Below are 17388 nucleotides of genomic sequence, written 5' to 3'. Positions count from 1 at the left end.
GAGATTCTTTATGAAAGCAGGCATTATTGGCGCGATGGAGCAGGAAGTTACCCTGCTGCGTGACAAAATCGAAAACCGTCAGACCCTGACGCTCGCCGGCTGCGAAATTTACACCGGTACGCTGAACGGTGTTGAGGTGGCTCTGCTGAAGTCAGGTATTGGTAAAACCGCAGCCGCACTCGGCACGACTCTGCTGCTGCAGCTGTGCAAACCGGATTTCATCATCAACACCGGTTCAGCGGGCGGTTTAGCGCCAACCCTGAAAGTGGGCGATATCGTGGTATCAGATGAAGTGCGTTATCACGATGCCGATGTCACCGCATTCGGATACGAACCGGGCCAGATGGCCGGTTGCCCTGCGGCATTCGCCGCTGACGAGAAGTTAATTGCTGCTGCTGAACAGGTCATTAAACAGCTGGACCTCAACGCCGTGCGCGGCTTGGTGGTCAGCGGTGATGCCTTTATCAACGGTGCTGAGCCGTTGGCGCGCATTCGTCATACTTTCCCGCAGGCGATTGCGGTAGAGATGGAAGCCACGGCAATTGGCCATGTTTGCCACCAGTTCAAGGTGCCATTTGTGGTAGTACGCGCAATTTCAGACGTGGCAGATAAAGAGTCCCACCTGAGCTTCGATGAGTTCCTGGTCGTGGCGGCGAAGCAATCTTCCCTGATGGTAGAAAATCTGCTGGCACAACTGGCGCGTGGCTAAGTATTGGCTGCTCGGGCTATTGCTGATTGGCAATAGCCTGCTTGCCGCAGTTCCTCGCGTTATTACCCTCGCCCCGCATCTTACTGAACTCGCTTTTGCCGCAGGTATAACGCCCGTAGCGGTCAGTGCGTATTCGGATTACCCCGCCCAAGCCACTTCGCTTGAGCAGGTGGCGAACTGGCAAGGGATCAAGGTGGAACGCATCCTGCAACTGAAGCCGGATGTGGTGTTGGCATGGCGTGGCGGCAACCCGCAACGGCAAATCGAACAACTGCAACGATTGGGTATTAAAGTCGAGTGGATTGATCCACAAACCATTGATCAAATGATCGATGCGCTGGCCGCGTTACAGCAGTGGAGCCCGCAACCCAATCAGGCTGTCTCCGCCGCGCAAGCACTGCGCGAGCAGGAGAACGCCCTGCGCAAACAGTATCAGCGCCAGGCACCTACGCCGCTGTTTATGCAGTTTGGTCAGCAGCCGCTGTTTACCGCTGCGCGGAATACCCTGCAAAACGACGTGATCACCTTATGCGGCGGCAAGAATATCTTCGCCGATAGCAGCGTGAGTTGGCCGCAGGTGAGTCGTGAGCAGGTGCTGGCTCGTCATCCGCAGGCGATAGTGATTGGCGGTGACAAGGCTCAGGCCGCGAATATCGTGAAATTCTGGCAGCCTCAACTGGCGGTTCCGGTATTGGCTATTCACGATGACTGGCTAAGTCGGCCGGGTCCACGTATCTTGCTGGCAGCAAAACAGCTGTGCCAGGATTTACATCCGGTGAAAAATAACACCAATTAAGACTAAAGATTCGGCAAAAATTGTCGAAAATCAAAATACAAGGCACGGTAGCCACGTATGCTCTGTGCCCTTTTTGCGCTAAGCGCAATTTTGACTTCACCAGGAATTAGACATGACCAGAGCTCTGCTGCTGGCCATAGGACTCGTGATGGCTGTACCTGTTGGTGCGGCGACGTCAACAGGTTCTATTGCCGTCACGCTGACCTTGTTCTCTCGTTGCGATATTTCGCGTCAGAATGAGCAAACGTTGCCATCGATTGATTGCGGGCGTCATTTCAGCGCACAGCCGCGCGTCACAGAAAGCATATTGAAAAAGAGTGCTAAACGGCAGGTGGCGTCACGATTAGTGACCGTTGAATGGTAGTGTCTGACCGCCAGAACGGCGGTCAGAAGCGGTATCAGATGCTGAAGGAAGAGCCACAACCACAGGTGGTTTTTGCATTGGGATTGGTCACGATAAAACGCGATCCCTCCAGACCTTCGGTGTAATCCACAGATCCGCCTACCAGATATTGCAGGCTCATTGGGTCCACCACCAGCGCCACACCCTGTTTCTCAATGGTCATGTCGCCGTCATTCATTTGATCGTCGAAAGTAAAACCGTACTGGAAACCACTGCAACCGCCGCCAGTGATGTACACGCGCAGTTTCAGCTCTGGATTCTCTTCATCCGCAATCAGGTTTTTTACTTTTTTCGCTGCTGCTTCCGTGAATTGCAAAGGCAGTGCTGCTACGTCGTCACTCATCTTATACTCCGGGTAAACGTCCAGGTCAGAAAACAACCTCAATGCCACTATTATCTGCCAGCCGCCCAGTGCAATCAAGTGCCGTGCTTGACACTGAGTGCCGCCTGCGCTGCGTTAAAGTATAGCGTGACTCAGGGCTTTAGCACCGGAGCGCCTTTCACCGCAGCCCGTTCTTCCTTAGAATGGCGCCAGAATTTTTTTCCAGAACAGCAGGAGCCGATCAATGAGTAAGTCAGAAAACCTGTATGCCGAAGCGCAACGCCTAATCCCTGGCGGTGTGAACTCCCCGGTACGTGCCTTTACCGGTGTGGGCGGCGTACCGCTGTTCATCGAACGCGCCGATGGTGCGTATCTGTTTGACGCCGATGGCAAAGCCTATATCGATTATGTCGGTTCATGGGGACCGATGGTGCTTGGGCACAACAATGCCACCATCCGCAATGCAGTGATTGAAGCGGCATCACGCGGCCTGAGCTTCGGTGCGCCGACCGAGATGGAAGTCAAAATGGCGGAGTTAGTGTGTGAGCTGGTGCCAAGCATGGACATGGTGCGTATGGTCAACTCCGGCACTGAAGCCACCATGAGCGCCATCCGTTTAGCGCGCGGTTTTACCCATCGCGATAAAATCATCAAATTTGAAGGCTGCTACCACGGCCACGCGGATTGCCTGCTGGTGAAAGCCGGTTCCGGCGCGCTGACTCTGGGCCAGCCCAACTCGCCAGGCGTACCCGCTGATTTTGCCAAGCACACCCTGACCTGCACTTACAACGACCTCGCCACCGTGCGTGCGGCGTTTGAACAGTATCCAGAGGATATCGCCTGTATCATCGTTGAGCCGGTTGCCGGCAACATGAACTGCATTCCACCGCAGCCAGACTTCCTGCCGGGCCTGCGCGCGCTCTGTGATGAGTTTGGTGCCTTGCTGATTATCGATGAAGTGATGACCGGCTTCCGCGTGGCGCTGGGCGGTGCTCAGGCCTATTACGACGTGACGCCAGACCTGACTTGCCTGGGCAAAATCATTGGCGGCGGCATGCCAGTGGGCGCCTTTGGTGGACGTCGTGATGTGATGGAAGCGTTGGCACCGACCGGTCCGGTTTACCAGGCGGGAACGCTCTCAGGTAACCCGATTGCCATGGCCGCCGGTTTCGCTTGCCTGACGCAGATTGCCCAACCGGGTACGCACAGCACCTTGACCGATCTGACCACTCAGCTGTCTGAAGGTTTGCTGGCGGCGGCTAAAGCAGAAAATATCCCGCTGGTGATCAACCACGTTGGCGGCATGTTCGGTATTTTCTTCACTGAAGCGGACAGCGTGACCTGCTACGCCGATGTGACAAAATGCGATGTCGAGCGCTTTAAGCGCTTCTTCCATCTGATGCTGGCAGAAGGGGTATACCTTGCTCCATCCGCCTTTGAAGCGGGCTTTATGTCGCTGGCGCACAGCCAGGAAGATATTCAGCGCACCATTGATGCCGCACGTCGTAGCTTTGCTAAGCTGTAAGCTTTGGTCGCCATTAATCGCGTAATGCATCTCAGCTAAGCGCTTTCTGGTCGCCATAAATGGCAACCCTACGACGATCGAGCGCGGTTTTCGTAGGGTGCATATTCATACGCACCAAGGCATTGGCAAGCATACATATAAGGGTGCCATATTTCGTAGGGTGCGCATTCATGCGCACTGGTTAGAAATGCGCACCCTATTTATGTTATGCGCGGCGTAACAACCAAATAAAATAGGGCGCACCGAAGAAGGTGGCCATCAGCCCTGCCGGGATTTGATCCGGAAACGCCAGCATTCTGCCGCACCAGTCGGCAAACACCATTAAACCTCCCCCCAGCAAACCTGCCATCAGCACTTGCGGTAGCGCACGACGGAACCCCAGCATACGCACAATATGCGGTGCCATCAGGCCGACAAAACTGAGTGGCCCAATGGTCAGCGTGGCCGTGGCAGTCAAGGCCGCCGCCAGCAACAGCAGGCTCAATCGCGATCCCGTTAACGCCATGCCTGCCGACCGTGCCGTGGCACTGCCCAGCGGCAGCAGCGTTAGCCAGCGGCTGGCCAGAGGTGCCAGAGCAATCAAAATCATCCCCACTACCGCGCTTTGTACCGCCTGCTCAAGACTGATGTTGTAGGTCGAGCCTGAAATCCATGTCAGCAAGCCACTCATACGTGGATCACCGCTGGCCATCAGCACCATTAACAGGGTGACAAAGGCACTGTTCAGCGCCATGCCCGCCAGCAGCATACGTTCGGGCGAGAAGCCACCTCGACTGGCCACCAGCATGATGATCAGCAGCGTCAGGGCGGCTCCCAACGCACCTGCAGGCAGCAACCACGCCACCGCATCACCGGGCACAAAGAACATCATCACCACGGCACCGCATGCTGCCCCTGAGCTAATGCCTAACACTTCCGGGCTCGCCATTGGGTTACCGGTGAGACGCTGAATCAACGCGCCCGCCACGCCCAGCATCATCCCGACTACCAGCGCGGCCAGCACGCGCGGCACACGCCACGGCAGCAGCTGATGCAACATCTCGCCGCTGACCCACGTCCAGCTGTGCGCATCGCGGCCAAACGTCAGAGCGACAGCGCCCAACAGCGCCAGCATCGCCACGCCAAACAGACACCAGCGCACGACGTTTTGCCGCTCCGCCGGGACCTTATCCCCCATGTTCATCGCCGGGGGGACTGAACCGGTGCGCAAGCGCGGCAACAACCACAGCAGAATCGGCACGCCAATCAGCGCCGTCGCAGTGCCAGTTGAAACCTCACGCCAGTGGCTGGTGAGCCACAGCACACACTGATCGGCCAACCACAGCAGCAGCGCACCAATCAGTGGTGCGAGTAGCATGCGGCTTAACAAGCGACGGCCTCCCAGCATTTTCGCCAGCAGCGGGGCAAACAGACCGATAAAGCCAATGATGCCCGCCACATTTACCAGCTGCGCACTGAGCAGAATCGCCAGTGCCAGCGCACCGATACGCGCCGCTGACAGTGCCAGGCCAAGATTTTTCGCCACGCCATCGTCCAGCCCCATCAGGGTCAATGGACGTAACAGCGCCAGCGCCACCACAAAGGCCAGCAGCAGGCGCGGCCACAACATTGCCACGTTGTGCCCATCCATCTGATTCAACGCGCCCGTGCTCCACAAGAACATGTTCAGCAGCTGATCATGATTGAAGATGGCAAAGATTTGATTCACTGAACCGGCATAGAGGCTGAGCACCAGCCCGGCAAGGATCAGCGTCACAGGTGACAAACGTTTTCCCCACGCGACACCAAACACCAGCACACCGACCAGCACCGCACCGCCCATCGCCGCAAATTGTTGCGTCAGTTCCCCACCCGGCAGATGCCAAAGCGTGGCGACGGTGATGCCCAGCTGTGCGCCCGACGACACGCCAAGCGTGGTGGGTTCCGCCAGCGGATTACGCAGCACCTGCTGGAACAGCAAGCCCGCTAAGCCGAGGCCCGCCCCGACCAGCAGCGCCAGCGCAAGACGCGATAGCAGACTGTGGTGAAACACCACTTGCTGGATATTGTTGATGTCTGGCGCAATGATCGCCTGTGTCCACTGTGCCGTTGGCAGTGCTTCACTCAGGTTGATATAGGTTAACGCCAGTGCCAGTAAACACAGGCTACTCAGCAGCGCGACAGGAAAAAGACGATGGCGCATCATTGCGACTCCAGCGCGTGTTCCAGCACGCGAATAAACTTCAGCGCCGAATAGGTCGCGCCGTAATACCACACTGCAGGCACGCGCTGGAAACGGCCAGCACGGATAAACGGCAGCGCCTGCCACAGCGCCGTTTTCATCACGCGCTGCATATCGCGGTCGTTATCGTGATCGAAGCAAATGACCTGCACGTCGCCCACGTTAGCCAAACGTTCAAGCCCGACTACCGCGCTGCCCCAGAAGTTGGTTTCACCGTGCCAGGCGTTGGTCAGGCCAAGGATCTCCATCACTTCCAGGAACAGGCTATTGGCGCCAAAGGTAATGGCGTGACGGCTGTCCATCAGTGACATCAATAATATCGGGCGACTCGCCCAGGGTTTAAGACGCTCACGCGCCGCCGCGAGCTGCTCATCGAGGTACTGCAGATGCTGCACCGCTTGCTCTTCTCGCCCCAGTCGTGCGCCCAGTGCATGCAACGAATTGCGCGCCGTGGTTAACGGTTTACCGTCACCGCTATTGAGATCAAAACCCATAGTGGGCGCAATGCGTTGCAGCTTATCCAGCGCCGGACCGTAGCCGTTGGAATGCAAAATCAGTGAAGGTTGCAGCTGCGTCATCAACTCCAGATTGGGTTCGGTACGCAAGCCAAGATCGATGGTGTTAGCGGGCAGCTGCGGCTCGCCCACCCAAATCCTGTAGTTACGCACATCGGCCACACCCAGCGGTGCCACGCCGAGCGCCATCATCAATTCAACGGGTAACCATTCCAGCGCCAGAATCCTTTGCAGATCGGGCTGAGACGCGTGCAAGGGCGCTACATTCATCAGGGGCGAAAGTGCCAGCGCCGTCAGTAAGCGACGACGGGAAATGTCAAACATGGCGAGGCCTCAGTAAACGAAACTGACGGGCGCACCGCCCTGGGGATGAGGCAAAATGCCCATCGGAATCCCGTAGATATTGCCCAGCACATCGGCCTGCATAATCACCTCGGGTCCACCCTCAGCAATCATCTCACCGCCGCGCAATGCCACCAGACGATCGCAGTAACGTGCTGCCATGTTGATGTCGTGCAGTACCGCGATCACCGTTAACCCGCGCTCACGGCTCAGGCGCTGAATCAATGCCAGCACATCAACCTGATGGGCGATATCCAGCGCAGAGGTGGGTTCATCCAGCAGCAGACAACGGCTATTTTGCGCCACCAACATCGCTAACCAGGCACGCTGACGCTCGCCGCCAGACAGGCTGTCCACCAGCCGTCCCGCGAAAGGTTTCAACCCCACCAGCGTAATCGCCTCTTCCACGCGGTCACGGTCTTCCTGGCCATAACGCCCCAGCGCGCCATGCCAGGGATAACGACCAATCGCCACCAGTTCGCGCACCGTCATGCCTTCCGCAGCAGGTAACTGTTGCGGTAAATACGCCACCTGACGCGCAAAATCTTTGCTGCCCCAGTGATCGACCGCCTCGTCATTCAACAGCACCCGGCCTTCACTCGCTGCATGATGACGCCCAAGCATTTTCAACAGCGTGGATTTACCCGAACCGTTATGACCAATCAGCGCCGTGACTTTGCCCGGTGCGAAGGTCAGCGAGAGGGGCTGCAACAGCGTGCGCCCAGGCACGCGAAAGCTGACGTTATCCAGCGTGAAGGTGGTTTCTGCGTGGTGCGGATGCTGCATGGTAATCCCTGGTTGATTAATTCATTGCACATCGAATTCTGTAGAGGCGGCCCATGAGCCGCCTCTTGGTACGTCTGAGGGCGACCTGAAGGCCCCCCTAACTCTTGTGGTTAGAAACGGAAGGTCGCCGTACCGACGATCTGACGCTCAGCGCCCCAGTAGCAAGCGTAATCACGATAGCAGCTGGCAACGTATTCACGGTCGAACAGGTTGTTGATGTTCACACCCACGGTTGAACCCGGCAGGCCGAAACGACCGAGGTCATATTTTAGCGCTGCGTCCACTGTGGTGTAACTCGCCACCGCAAAGTTCTGATTGGCGTTATCTCCGCTTGCGTACAAGCCTTGGCTTTCACCGACATAACGCACACCTGCACCCAAGGTCACACCAGACAATGCGGTTTCATGGAAGGTGTAGTCACCCCATAACGATGCCATATGCTTCGGCACCTGCACCGGCGTTCTGCCTTTAAGCACTGTATCTTCGGTGTATTCCGCATCGGTGTAAGTGTAAGACGCCGTCATGTTGATGTTGGCGTTCAAGGCCGCTTTCGCTTCCAGCTCAACACCGCGCGAACGAATTTCACCGCTCTGTACGCTGAAGTTAATATTGTTCGGGTCTGGCGTCAGGTTCTTGGTTTTCGTCAGCTGATAGATCGCCCCCGTAATCACAATTGGACGATCTTTCGGAACGTATTTCACCCCAGCTTCATACTGCTTCGCACGGGAAGGGTCGAAGGTTTCACCGCTGGCGGTGGTACCCGCCGTTGGGATAAACGATTCGCTGTAGCTGAAGTACGGCGCAATACCGTTATCAAAGACGTAGTTCAAGCCGCCACGCCAGGTAAAGGCCTGGTCATGGTTCTTCTCTTCGGTGTTGCCATTGCGATTCAGTGCTGAAGTCATCGCATAATCGTAACGACCACCTAAAGTCAGCACCCAGCGGTTCCACTCCATTTGATCTTGAGTGTAGAGACCGGTTTGCTCTTGACGATTCAGATACTGATAAGGGAATGGCGTGCCAATGATGGCATCGTTACCGTACTGAGGATTAATCGCACTGATTGGGGAGGCTGAGCCAAATGCCGCATCAATATCATTACGGGTGCGCTGATAATCCACCCCCATCAGCAGAGTATGGTCCACCGCACCGGTGCCAAATTTAGCCTGTGCCTGAGTATCTACCGCAAATTGATTCAGTTTCTCATCAGAAACCGCTGAACCACGGGTAATTTCATTAGTCGCGGAGTTAAAGCCATTACCGTAAATACTGCGATAATTGGTTCTTAAATCCGCATAGCGCAGGTTTTGGCGCACTGTCCAGGTGTCGTTAAAGCTGTGCTCGAAGTTGTAGCCCACCATTTTGGTATTACGCGAGATCTTGTTGCTGTCTTCGCCTTCATCAAAATTGGTCGGCAACTTATAGCTGCTGCCATCCGGACGCGTGATCCCTACAACGGTGCCCTGACGTGGCAGCCAGCCGTAATAACCGGTTTCAGGCTCGTTCTGGAAGTAGGTCAGCAGGTCAAAACGGGTATTGGCATCTGGGCGCCAGCTGAACGAAGGCGCGATGGTGTAACGCTTCTCTTTGTTCATCTCCTGCTGCGCATCGGCGCTGCGGGCTAAGCCGGTCAGTCGATAGCTGTAAACGCCGTCATCATCCAGCGAACCACCAAAATCAAAACCGGTTGAGAACAGGTTGTCGGTGCCCATCTGGAACTGCACTTCGCGCAGCGTTTCCTGCGTGGGTCGCTTGCTCACCAGCGACACCACGCCGCCTGGGTTACTTTTGCCATACAGAACAGAAACCGGACCACGCAGCAGCTCGGCGCGCTCCAGGAAGTAAGGATCGATAGCGAACTCAGAGTAGTTATCACCCTGCAATTTCAGGCCATCAAGATATTGGTTGGTGTTGGTTTCACTGAAGCCACGAATCGACAGTGCATCGATTACATCAGAGCTGCCACGGTTGCCGGTCAACACACCAGGCGTGTAGTTGAACGCACCTTTAACGCTGGTGACGGCATGCATTGCCATCTCTTCCTGCGTCACCACCGACACAGACTGCGGGTTCTTCTCAATCGGGGTATCGGTTTTGGTGCCGGTCGCACTGTGTTTGGCGGCAATGGTCGGTGCCGGGCCCCACGCGCTTTCCTGCGCGACGGTGTTACCGCCATTGGCAGTGACCACCACGGTATCTTCTGCCACCGCCTGTGCGCTCAGCGTGCCCAGTGTTAAAGAAATCAATAAAGCGAGCGGACGACGGGAAGTCGCAGCACGTGCAGAACAAGGATTGGAATTTCGCGCATTCATAAAAGGATCTCTCAAAAAAGGGAACAATGCAGGCGAATGAAAACGAGAATGATTATTAGACGCACGGATTTTAGGCGAAGTCCGGCAAGATCCGCAAGATGTAATGCCTGATGGCGGTGCGTTTGCGACCAGATCGTGCATGTCCATGATCGCGATTAATAAATCGCAGACACGAAAAAGGGCGCCGAAGCGCCCTGTGGTTTATACAGCTAACTACTTGCTGCCAAACATATCCTTGATCCAACCCGCTACGCCGTCAGCGTCTTTCTGCTCATCCTGCGGCTGTTGCTGTGGTTGCTGCTGTTGTTGCTGCTGGACCTGTTGCTGTTGAATTTGCTGTTGCTGCTGTTGGCAAAGCGCATTGGCATCCAGTGTCCACACCGGCATTGAACGCCAGGTGCTGCTGCCCGAACCGCAAACAAAGTTACCGGCAGAATCGACGTTCATCTGCGTGATATCTTCTGGCGGGGTCAGCTGCAGTGGCATCGGTGCCTGGTTATCGAGATAGCGACGATAAATCTGCATCGCACCGCTCGCACCATACAGCTTCGAGCTTTGGTTGTTGTCGCGGCCCACCCACGTGATCGCCACTTCTTTGCCATCGATACCAGCAAACCAGCTGTCGATCAGGTCATTGGTGGTACCGGTTTTCCCGGCCAGATGAGCATTCGGGTAACGCGCACCAATCGCCCGCGCCGTACCGTGATCCACCACCTGCTGCATCCCGTACAAGGTCAGATACGCCGCCTGCGCTGGCTCGACACGCTGGGCCTGCGGGAAGCTCTGATACAACACCGTGCCATCTTCTGCGATCACCGAACGCACCGCTGACAGATCGGCACGGTTACCGCCGCTGGCAATCGACTGGAACGCCTGAGCCGCTTCAATCGGCGTCAGGTTCAGCGCACCCAGCAACATCGCTGGCACCGGGTTGAGCTGATCTTTGCCCACGCCCAGCTTGGTCCAGGTATCGACAACCGAAGCCAGCCCCAGCGTCATCCCCAGGTTTACGGTCGGGACGTTCATTGAGTTAGTGAGCGCATCCACCAGCATCACTTTTCCGCTGAAACGCTTATCGTCATTCATCGGCTTCCAGACAGAACCGTTTGGCTGCTTCAGCGCAATCGGTTCATCCGCCAGCCAGGTGTTGAGACGATAGCTGTTCGGCTGACTCAACGCGGTAAGATAGGTGGCTGGCTTAGCCAGTGAACCAATCGAGCGTCGCGCCTGCAGTGCACGGTTGTATCCAGCAAACTGCGGATCGGCACCACCGACCATGGCGCGCACTTCGCCGCTGAAGCGGTCCACTACCACCATCGCCGTTTCCAGATCCTTCAGACCGCGCTGTTTTTTCAGCGCTGGAATACCTTCTTCCACCGCTTTTTCAGCCGCATCCTGTGAGATCGGATCCAGCGTGGTGAAGATCTTCACGCCGGACATATCTTTCACTTTATCGCCCAGTTTGGCCTGCAGTTCGTTGCGTACCATCTGCATAAACGCAGGCTGAGGGGTGATGACTCCACCTTTCGGCTGCACCCCCAGCGGACGTGCCGAGAGCATGTCGTACAGCTCCTGGTCGATGACGTTCTGCTGTTGCAGCAGGCGCAGTACCAGATTACGACGCTCCAGCGCCAGTTTCGGGTTGCGCCACGGGTTATACAGCGAAGCCCCTTTCACCATGCCGACCAGCATCGCCTGCTGATCGAGGCTCAGTTCATCCACCGGACGCCCGAAGTAGTACAGACTCGCCAGCGGGAAGCCACGGATCTGATCGTTACCCGCCTGGCCGAGGTAAACCTCGTTGAGGTAAAGCTCAAGGATGCGATCTTTGCTGTAACGCGCATCCATAATCACGGCCATGTAGGCTTCACGCGCTTTACGCCACAGTGAACGCTCATTGGTCAGGAACAGGTTTTTCACCAGCTGTTGCGTCAAGGTACTGCCGCCCTGCACCGCTTTACCCGCCGTGATGTTGGCGAGGAACGCGCGGCCAATCGAGTAAGGGCTGATGCCATCATGCTCGTAGAAGTGGCGGTCTTCGGTGGCAATCAGCGTGCTGACCAGCAAATCAGGGAAGCCCGCGCGCGGCACAAACAGGCGCTGCTCACCGTTCGGTGACTGCAACATGGTGATCAAACGCGGATCGAGGCGGAAGAAGCCAAAATCACGTCCGGTATCAAGGTTTTTAATCTCGCTCAGTTCGTTATTGCTGAACGTCAGACGCGCATTGATCTGCCCCTCTTTGCTGTCCGGGAAATCAAACGGACGACGCAGCAGGTCAATGGTATTGCCTTTAACACTGAACTCACCCGGACGGGTAATGCGCGACACTTCGCGATACTGCGTGCCTTCCAGCAGCGCAATCATCTCTTTTTTGTCGTACGACATCCCCGGTTCAAGGCTTACCATACGGCCGTAAACGGCGGCAGGCAGTTGCCACACTTTACCGTCGATGCGGCTGCGGATTTCTGAGTCGAGATAGACGCCCCAGGCAGCCATCACCACAACAAAGACCAGGAAGAGCTTGATCAGCCAGCCTAACCAACGACGTTTGCCGCGTGGCGGACGTTTTCCTTTACCTTTACCTTTTGCTGGCACCGGCGCACTCTCCTCATCATCTTCGTCAAAATCGTCCTGATCGATATCATCATCAAGTTCCCTGCGGCGACCCCGACGCGCAGTGCTGCGCGGCGGCTTTGGCGCTTTTCCTTTACGCCCAATAGGTTCGCGATCGTTCCCAGACATGCTTTTATTCTCCAGGCATAGCTACGGCTGCGGCCGTTACTCTATATACTTCATACTTCGATTTGCAGGTGCGTTGGCTGCTCTCGCTCACCCGAATCACTTAAATAAGTAAGCTCATCGGGATTCTCTCGTTTACCGCCTTCCTGCAAATCGAATTATTTAGTCTACAACTGCTTTCTCGTGCTGCGCATGGCAGAACCCTCTGAATTCGATCCACAGAGTGTCACGATGAAAATTTCTTGGTTCGCCTTGTCGGCAAGGCGTTGGCCGGATCGTCGGGCCAGAGATGTTTGGGATAGCGCCCTTTCATCTCTTTCTGCACCTCAGGCCAGGCACCTCGCCAGAACGCCGCGAGATCACGGGTGATCTGCAACGGACGCTGTGCCGGTGAAAGCAACTCCAGTACCAGCGGAATACGCCCTTCGGCCACCGCGGGATTTTGTGCCTCACCAAACATCTCCTGAATGCGCACTGCCAGCGCAGGGGGTTTATCCAGCGCGTAACGGATGGGCAGGCGACTTCCGGTCGGCACAGTGTAATGAGTTGGCAGCACAGTATCCAGCCGCTGACGTTGTGACCATGTCAGCAAATGTAATAATGCACTGACAAGACTGACGCTTTGCAGGCTTTTGAGATCGCGCACCGCACTCATCTCCGGCAGCAGCCAACGCTCAAGTGAATCGAGTAGCGTTTCGTCGTCCAGCTGCGGCCACGCCTCTTCAGGCAGCCATTCAGCCGCACAGTATAAGCGCAGACGCAGCTGTTCCGCTTCCGGTGTCCAGCCGAGTACTGAGAGCCCTTTTTCGCGGATCCAGCGCAGCATCGCCGGATGTAAAATATCCGCTTCCGGACGCGCCTGCGGTTGCGCTTTTAGGACCAGCGAACCCACGAGTTCACGCTTCCACGCACGCAGTGTGCCCTTCTCTTCGTCCCATTCCACATCAATACGTTGTGTCACCAGGGCCGGGCATTGCTGGCGCAGCTGCGCCATATCCACTGGCAGCGCCATCAGGATGCGCGCATCGGCGGCGCTGGCACCTTGCAACAGCGTAGGGGCAATCAGCCATTCATTACGACTCAGGCCATCCTGTTCATCCAGCATCGCGCCAAGGCCGTTAGCCAGTTGATAGCGGGCACTGTCGCCGCGACGCAGCGCCAGGCGGTCGGCAAACCCCGCCACCAGTAACGCCGGAAACAGATCGGGATTGACCTTGCCACCGCTGGCATTCAGCCGTTGCTGCCACTGACGTGCGCGGCGCTGCCAGTGCGGCTGTGGTCGATTGAGCGCATCTCGCAGATCGGCGCTGCCACTGCGTGGGGGATCTTCCAGAATCGCGACCAGCAAGGCCGCACTGGCAATCGCATCACTGTCTTGCGCGGCACTTAATATCGCGGTCAAGCACGGATCGCTGCCCAGCGCCGCCATTTTTCTTCCACGCGCATTCAGTTTGTCGCCTTCCAGCGCGCCTAAGTGGGTCAGCAACGCACTGGCCGCGCGTAGGCTGCGCACGGGCGGCGCATCCAGCCAACGCAGTTGCGACGCATCCTGGCAGCCCCACTGCAGTAAATTGATGTGCAACGCGGCGAGATCGCTGTTAAGTATTTCCGGCTCACTTTGTGCGGCGGCACGCATCGCTTGCTCTTGCGGCAATAAATGCAGGCAGATACCCGGTTCAAGACGACCGGCACGTCCGGCGCGCTGCGTCATGGAGGCCTGGCTAATGCGCTGTGTTTGCAGCCGCGTGACGCCGCTGCGCACGTCGAACTGCGCCGAGCGTTCAAGTGCGCTATCCACCACTAACCGGATGCCTTCAATGGTCAAACTGGTTTCGGCGATATTGGTGGCAAGCACCACTTTACGCCGACCAGTCGGTGCAGGCAGGATGGCGCGACGCTGTTCCTCCAGCGATAACGCGCCATATAAAGGAGAGAGATCAACATCTTCACCAACGCGTGACGCCAGTTCACGCTTCACACGCTCAATCTCGGCCACGCCCGGCAGAAACAGCAGCAGTGAACCGGATTCTTCCCGCAGCAGTTGCGCCACTTCACGCGCCACCGCTTCTTCAAAACGTTGCTGCGCATTGAGCGAGGCATAGCGCCGTGTGACAGGAAAACTGCGCCCCTCAGAGGCGATAAAGGGGGCATCAGGCAGCAGTTGACGCAGGCGATCGTTATCCAGGGTCGCGGACATCAGCAAAATTTTCAGGTCATCACGCAACCCTTGCTGCACATCCAGCAGCAAGGCCAGCGCTAAATCCGCCTGCAAACTGCGTTCATGGAATTCATCGAGGATCACCAGCGATACGCCTTCCAGCATCGGATCGCGTTGCAACATGCGCGTCAGAATGCCTTCCGTCACCACTTCAAGGCGCGTGTTGGGACCACAGCAGTTTTCACCGCGCATGCGGTAACCCACAGTTTCCCCCGGCTGTTCACCCAGCCCTTCCGCCAGCCGTTGTGCAACGTTGCGTGCCGCCAGACGGCGGGGCTCCAGCATGATAATCCGCCCCGGCAACCGTGCTTTTTGCAGCAATTGCAACGGCAGCCAGGTGGACTTCCCCGCCCCGGTGGGGGCCGCTAACAATACCTGCGGCGACTGCGCCAACGCTTCCAGCAATGCGGGTAGCACCTCGCTGACCGGTAATTCACTCACACTCAACTCCCACTGCGCCTGTGCTAAGATGGCGCGCATTGTAGCACTCAACGGCAACTCCATCATGACCACGCAACGTCTGTTCTTTGCCCTCGAACTGCCCGATCCGCTCCAGCAACAGCTGGTACAGTGGCGGGCGGAGAACTTTGCTGAAGAGGCGGGAAAACCGGTGGTTGCTGCGAATCTGCACCTGACGCTGGCATTTCTGGGAGAAGTGAGCCGCGAAACCTCACAGCAGTTGCAGCAGCTTGCCGCGCGTATCGCTCAGCCTGGCTTTCATCTCGATATCGATGATGCAGGACACTGGCCTCGCCCCGGCGTAGTCTGGCTCGGCTGTCAGCGGGCGCCACGCGGTTTATTACAGCTAGCGAGTTTGTTGCGTGCCCAAGCCGCGCGCCATGGCTGTGCGCAAAGTGCGCAGCCTTTTCATCCGCATATCACACTGCTGCGGCACGCTACACATAAGGTGGCCCTGCCTGCGCGCGGATTCCACTGGCGTCTGGATGTCAGTCACTTCGCGCTGTTTTCATCAACCTTTAGTCAGGGTCGCACACGCTATCGACGGCTGGCCCGCTGGCCACTGTTAACCACCTCAGGAGCATGAATGCAGTTTGAGCCACCCTTAAAACCCGCCCGATTAATCGCCCGTTATAAACGCTTTCTGGCAGACGTGGTGACACCTGAGGGTGAAACCTTGACGATCCACTGTGCCAACACGGGAGCGATGACCGGTTGCGCCACGCCAGGAGATACGGTGTGGTACTCCACCTCAAACAGCGCCACGCGCAAGTACCCGCACAGCTGGGAATTGACCGAGACCCAGCAAGGCCACTGGATCTGTGTTAACACTCTGCGCGCGAATCAACTGGTGCGTGAGGCGTTAACCCTTGACGCGATTCCAGAATTATCCGCTTACAGCCACTGCCAACCCGAAGTGAAATACGGTACGGAAAAAAGCCGAATTGACTTCCTGCTGCAAGCGGAAGGGAGATCAAACTGCTATATTGAAGTCAAGTCCGTCACCCTTTTACAGCAGGGTAAAGGCTATTTTCCGGATGCGGTGACGACTCGAGGACAGAAGCATCTGCGCGAACTCAGCACCATCGTGGCAGAAGGTCATCGGGCCGTTTTATTGTTTGCGGTTCTGCACTCGGGGATTGAGGACGTCTCCCCGGCGCGCCACATTGACGCACACTATGCAGAACTACTGGAACAGGCGCAGCGCTGCGGTGTCGAAGTGTTAGCGTATCAGGCTCAGCTATCACCCGCTCAAATGTTACTCACTCGCACACTGAAAGTAGCAGTTTGAACAGAGTTGTAATATTTATAACAATTTGCTGTGATAGGAATGTGCTGGTCGGTGCGCTGATTACGCGGTTATTCAGAGGCTTGTCAAGGTGTGAACAGGAATAATTGCCAACCTTGACTGCTTCTGTTATTTATAGCGGCCTGTTTTTTTCCCTAATGGGAATCAATAAACCCTAAAAAGTTTGAGTTGCAGGCAGTAAGTGATTGAACACAGCAAAACATGCGACTTGAAACATAACGGGTAGTGCGTGTTATCCAGGAGAAGCAACATGCAAGAAGGGCAAAACCGTAAAACATCGTCCCTGAGTATCCTCGCCATTGCTGGTGTGGAGCCGTATCAGGTGAAACCGGGCGAAGAGTACATGAACGACGCCCAACTGAGCCATTTCCGCAAAATTCTGGAAGCCTGGCGCAACCAACTGCGTGATGAAGTCGACCGCACTGTGTCGCACATGCAGGACGAAGCGGCTAACTTCCCGGATCCGGTAGACCGTGCCGCGCAGGAAGAAGAGTTCAGCCTGGAATTACGTAACCGCGATCGTGAGCGTAAATTGATCAAAAAGATCGAGAAAACGCTGAAGAAAGTGGATGACGAAGATTTCGGCTACTGTGATTCCTGTGGTGTAGAAATTGGTATTCGTCGCCTTGAAGCGCGTCCAACCGCCGATCTTTGCATTGACTGCAAAACGCTGGCTGAAATCCGCGAGAAGCAGATGGCAGGCTAATGGCCGTGAGCAGACTGTCGCCG

General features: G+C 56.5%; 14 protein-coding genes. 7 read left to right on the top strand and 7 right to left on the bottom strand.

Annotated elements, in window-relative coordinates; translation table 11 throughout:
* Window positions 1-10 precede the first annotated feature (10 nt).
* The 3 genes from mtnN to ACPUC8_RS08710 all read left to right on the top strand — a co-directional run bounded on the left by mtnN (window position 11) and on the right by ACPUC8_RS08710 (window position 1869).
* Window positions 11-709, top strand: a complete 699-nt coding sequence (gene mtnN / locus ACPUC8_RS08720) for a 5'-methylthioadenosine/S-adenosylhomocysteine nucleosidase (protein WP_039331240.1) — start codon at window positions 11-13, stop codon at window positions 707-709.
* Entirely contained in the window at window positions 702-1505 is an 804-nt protein-coding gene (gene btuF, locus ACPUC8_RS08715; protein ID WP_039331242.1) for a vitamin B12 ABC transporter substrate-binding protein BtuF, read from the top strand. Before mtnN ends, btuF begins: the two co-directional genes overlap by 8 nt.
* 112 nt (window positions 1506-1617) lie before the next feature.
* Window positions 1618-1869, top strand: coding sequence for a hypothetical protein (locus ACPUC8_RS08710; RefSeq protein ID WP_039331244.1), 252 nt, complete (start codon window positions 1618-1620; stop codon window positions 1867-1869).
* 34 nt (window positions 1870-1903) lie between these two features.
* Here the strand turns inward: ACPUC8_RS08710 and erpA are convergent, their stop codons facing one another.
* Window positions 1904-2251 carry an iron-sulfur cluster insertion protein ErpA gene (erpA, locus tag ACPUC8_RS08705; RefSeq protein ID WP_034829523.1) on the bottom strand — a complete coding sequence of 116 codons (348 nt, stop codon included), beginning with the start codon at window positions 2249-2251 and terminating at the stop codon, window positions 1904-1906.
* 223 nt (window positions 2252-2474) lie between these two features.
* Here erpA and hemL point away from each other — a divergent pair, with 223 nt between their 5' ends.
* Entirely contained in the window at window positions 2475-3755 is a 1281-nt protein-coding gene (hemL, locus tag ACPUC8_RS08700; protein WP_039331246.1) for a glutamate-1-semialdehyde 2,1-aminomutase, read from the top strand.
* 205 nt (window positions 3756-3960) lie between these two features.
* Here hemL and fhuB read toward each other — a convergent pair whose 3' ends face one another.
* The 6 genes from fhuB to hrpB form a co-directional block, all read right to left on the bottom strand.
* Window positions 3961-5937 (bottom strand): Fe(3+)-hydroxamate ABC transporter permease FhuB, encoded by a 1977-nt coding sequence (gene fhuB / locus ACPUC8_RS08695; RefSeq protein WP_039331338.1) that lies wholly within the window; start codon window positions 5935-5937, stop codon window positions 3961-3963.
* Window positions 5937-6815 (bottom strand): Fe(3+)-hydroxamate ABC transporter substrate-binding protein FhuD, encoded by an 879-nt coding sequence (gene fhuD, locus ACPUC8_RS08690; RefSeq protein WP_494926052.1) that lies wholly within the window; start codon window positions 6813-6815, stop codon window positions 5937-5939. Before fhuD ends, fhuB begins: the two co-directional genes overlap by 1 nt.
* A gap of 9 nt (window positions 6816-6824) precedes the next feature.
* Window positions 6825-7619 (bottom strand): Fe3+-hydroxamate ABC transporter ATP-binding protein FhuC, encoded by a 795-nt coding sequence (gene fhuC, locus ACPUC8_RS08685; RefSeq protein WP_494926051.1) that lies wholly within the window; start codon window positions 7617-7619, stop codon window positions 6825-6827.
* A gap of 110 nt (window positions 7620-7729) precedes the next feature.
* Window positions 7730-9931, bottom strand: a complete 2202-nt coding sequence (gene fhuA / locus ACPUC8_RS08680) for a ferrichrome porin FhuA (protein ID WP_494926050.1) — start codon at window positions 9929-9931, stop codon at window positions 7730-7732.
* Window positions 9932-10144: 213 nt separating this feature from the next.
* On the bottom strand, window positions 10145-12676 hold the full coding sequence (gene mrcB / locus ACPUC8_RS08675) for a bifunctional glycosyl transferase/transpeptidase (RefSeq protein WP_039331254.1): 2532 nt from the start codon (window positions 12674-12676) through the stop codon (window positions 10145-10147).
* Between the two features lie 223 nt (window positions 12677-12899).
* Window positions 12900-15371 (bottom strand): ATP-dependent helicase HrpB, encoded by a 2472-nt coding sequence (gene hrpB / locus ACPUC8_RS08670; protein WP_494926049.1) that lies wholly within the window; start codon window positions 15369-15371, stop codon window positions 12900-12902.
* Between the two features lie 25 nt (window positions 15372-15396).
* On the opposite strand from hrpB, the gene thpR reads away from it, so the two are divergent.
* The 3 genes from thpR (at window position 15397) to dksA (ending at window position 17365) form a co-directional block, all read left to right on the top strand.
* Complete coding sequence (gene thpR / locus ACPUC8_RS08665; protein WP_058970943.1) at window positions 15397-15936, top strand: RNA 2',3'-cyclic phosphodiesterase; 540 nt, start codon at window positions 15397-15399, stop codon at window positions 15934-15936.
* Window positions 15937-16641 (top strand): DNA/RNA nuclease SfsA, encoded by a 705-nt coding sequence (sfsA, locus tag ACPUC8_RS08660; RefSeq protein WP_058970853.1) that lies wholly within the window; start codon window positions 15937-15939, stop codon window positions 16639-16641.
* A 268-nt stretch (window positions 16642-16909) separates the two neighbouring features.
* Window positions 16910-17365 (top strand): RNA polymerase-binding protein DksA, encoded by a 456-nt coding sequence (dksA, locus tag ACPUC8_RS08655; RefSeq protein ID WP_039331260.1) that lies wholly within the window; start codon window positions 16910-16912, stop codon window positions 17363-17365.
* Window positions 17366-17388 lie beyond the last annotated feature (23 nt).

Source organism: Pantoea sp. CFCC18177, assembly GCF_059412425.1.
The sequence above is the reverse complement of the archived record's forward strand: the minus strand, read 5'-3'. Positions and strand labels throughout refer to the sequence as shown.

What these genes read in the sequence shown, in the direction of transcription:
- fhuA (WP_494926050.1), bottom strand. Translation starts at nt 9,931, where the DNA reads ATGAATGCGCGAAATTCCAATCCTTGTTCTGCACGTGCTGCGACTTCC.
- fhuC (WP_494926051.1), bottom strand. Translation starts at nt 7,619, where the DNA reads ATGCAGCATCCGCACCACGCAGAAACCACCTTCACGCTGGATAACGTC.
- hemL (WP_039331246.1), top strand. Translation starts at nt 2,475, where the DNA reads ATGAGTAAGTCAGAAAACCTGTATGCCGAAGCGCAACGCCTAATCCCT.
- fhuB (WP_039331338.1), bottom strand. Translation starts at nt 5,937, where the DNA reads ATGCGCCATCGTCTTTTTCCTGTCGCGCTGCTGAGTAGCCTGTGTTTA.
- sfsA (WP_058970853.1), top strand. Translation starts at nt 15,937, where the DNA reads ATGCAGTTTGAGCCACCCTTAAAACCCGCCCGATTAATCGCCCGTTAT.
- dksA (WP_039331260.1), top strand. Translation starts at nt 16,910, where the DNA reads ATGCAAGAAGGGCAAAACCGTAAAACATCGTCCCTGAGTATCCTCGCC.
- fhuD (WP_494926052.1), bottom strand. Translation starts at nt 6,815, where the DNA reads ATGTTTGACATTTCCCGTCGTCGCTTACTGACGGCGCTGGCACTTTCG.
- mtnN (WP_039331240.1), top strand. Translation starts at nt 11, where the DNA reads ATGAAAGCAGGCATTATTGGCGCGATGGAGCAGGAAGTTACCCTGCTG.
- hrpB (WP_494926049.1), bottom strand. Translation starts at nt 15,371, where the DNA reads ATGCGCGCCATCTTAGCACAGGCGCAGTGGGAGTTGAGTGTGAGTGAA.
- mrcB (WP_039331254.1), bottom strand. Translation starts at nt 12,676, where the DNA reads ATGTCTGGGAACGATCGCGAACCTATTGGGCGTAAAGGAAAAGCGCCA.
- erpA (WP_034829523.1), bottom strand. Translation starts at nt 2,251, where the DNA reads ATGAGTGACGACGTAGCAGCACTGCCTTTGCAATTCACGGAAGCAGCA.
- thpR (WP_058970943.1), top strand. Translation starts at nt 15,397, where the DNA reads ATGACCACGCAACGTCTGTTCTTTGCCCTCGAACTGCCCGATCCGCTC.
- ACPUC8_RS08710 (WP_039331244.1), top strand. Translation starts at nt 1,618, where the DNA reads ATGACCAGAGCTCTGCTGCTGGCCATAGGACTCGTGATGGCTGTACCT.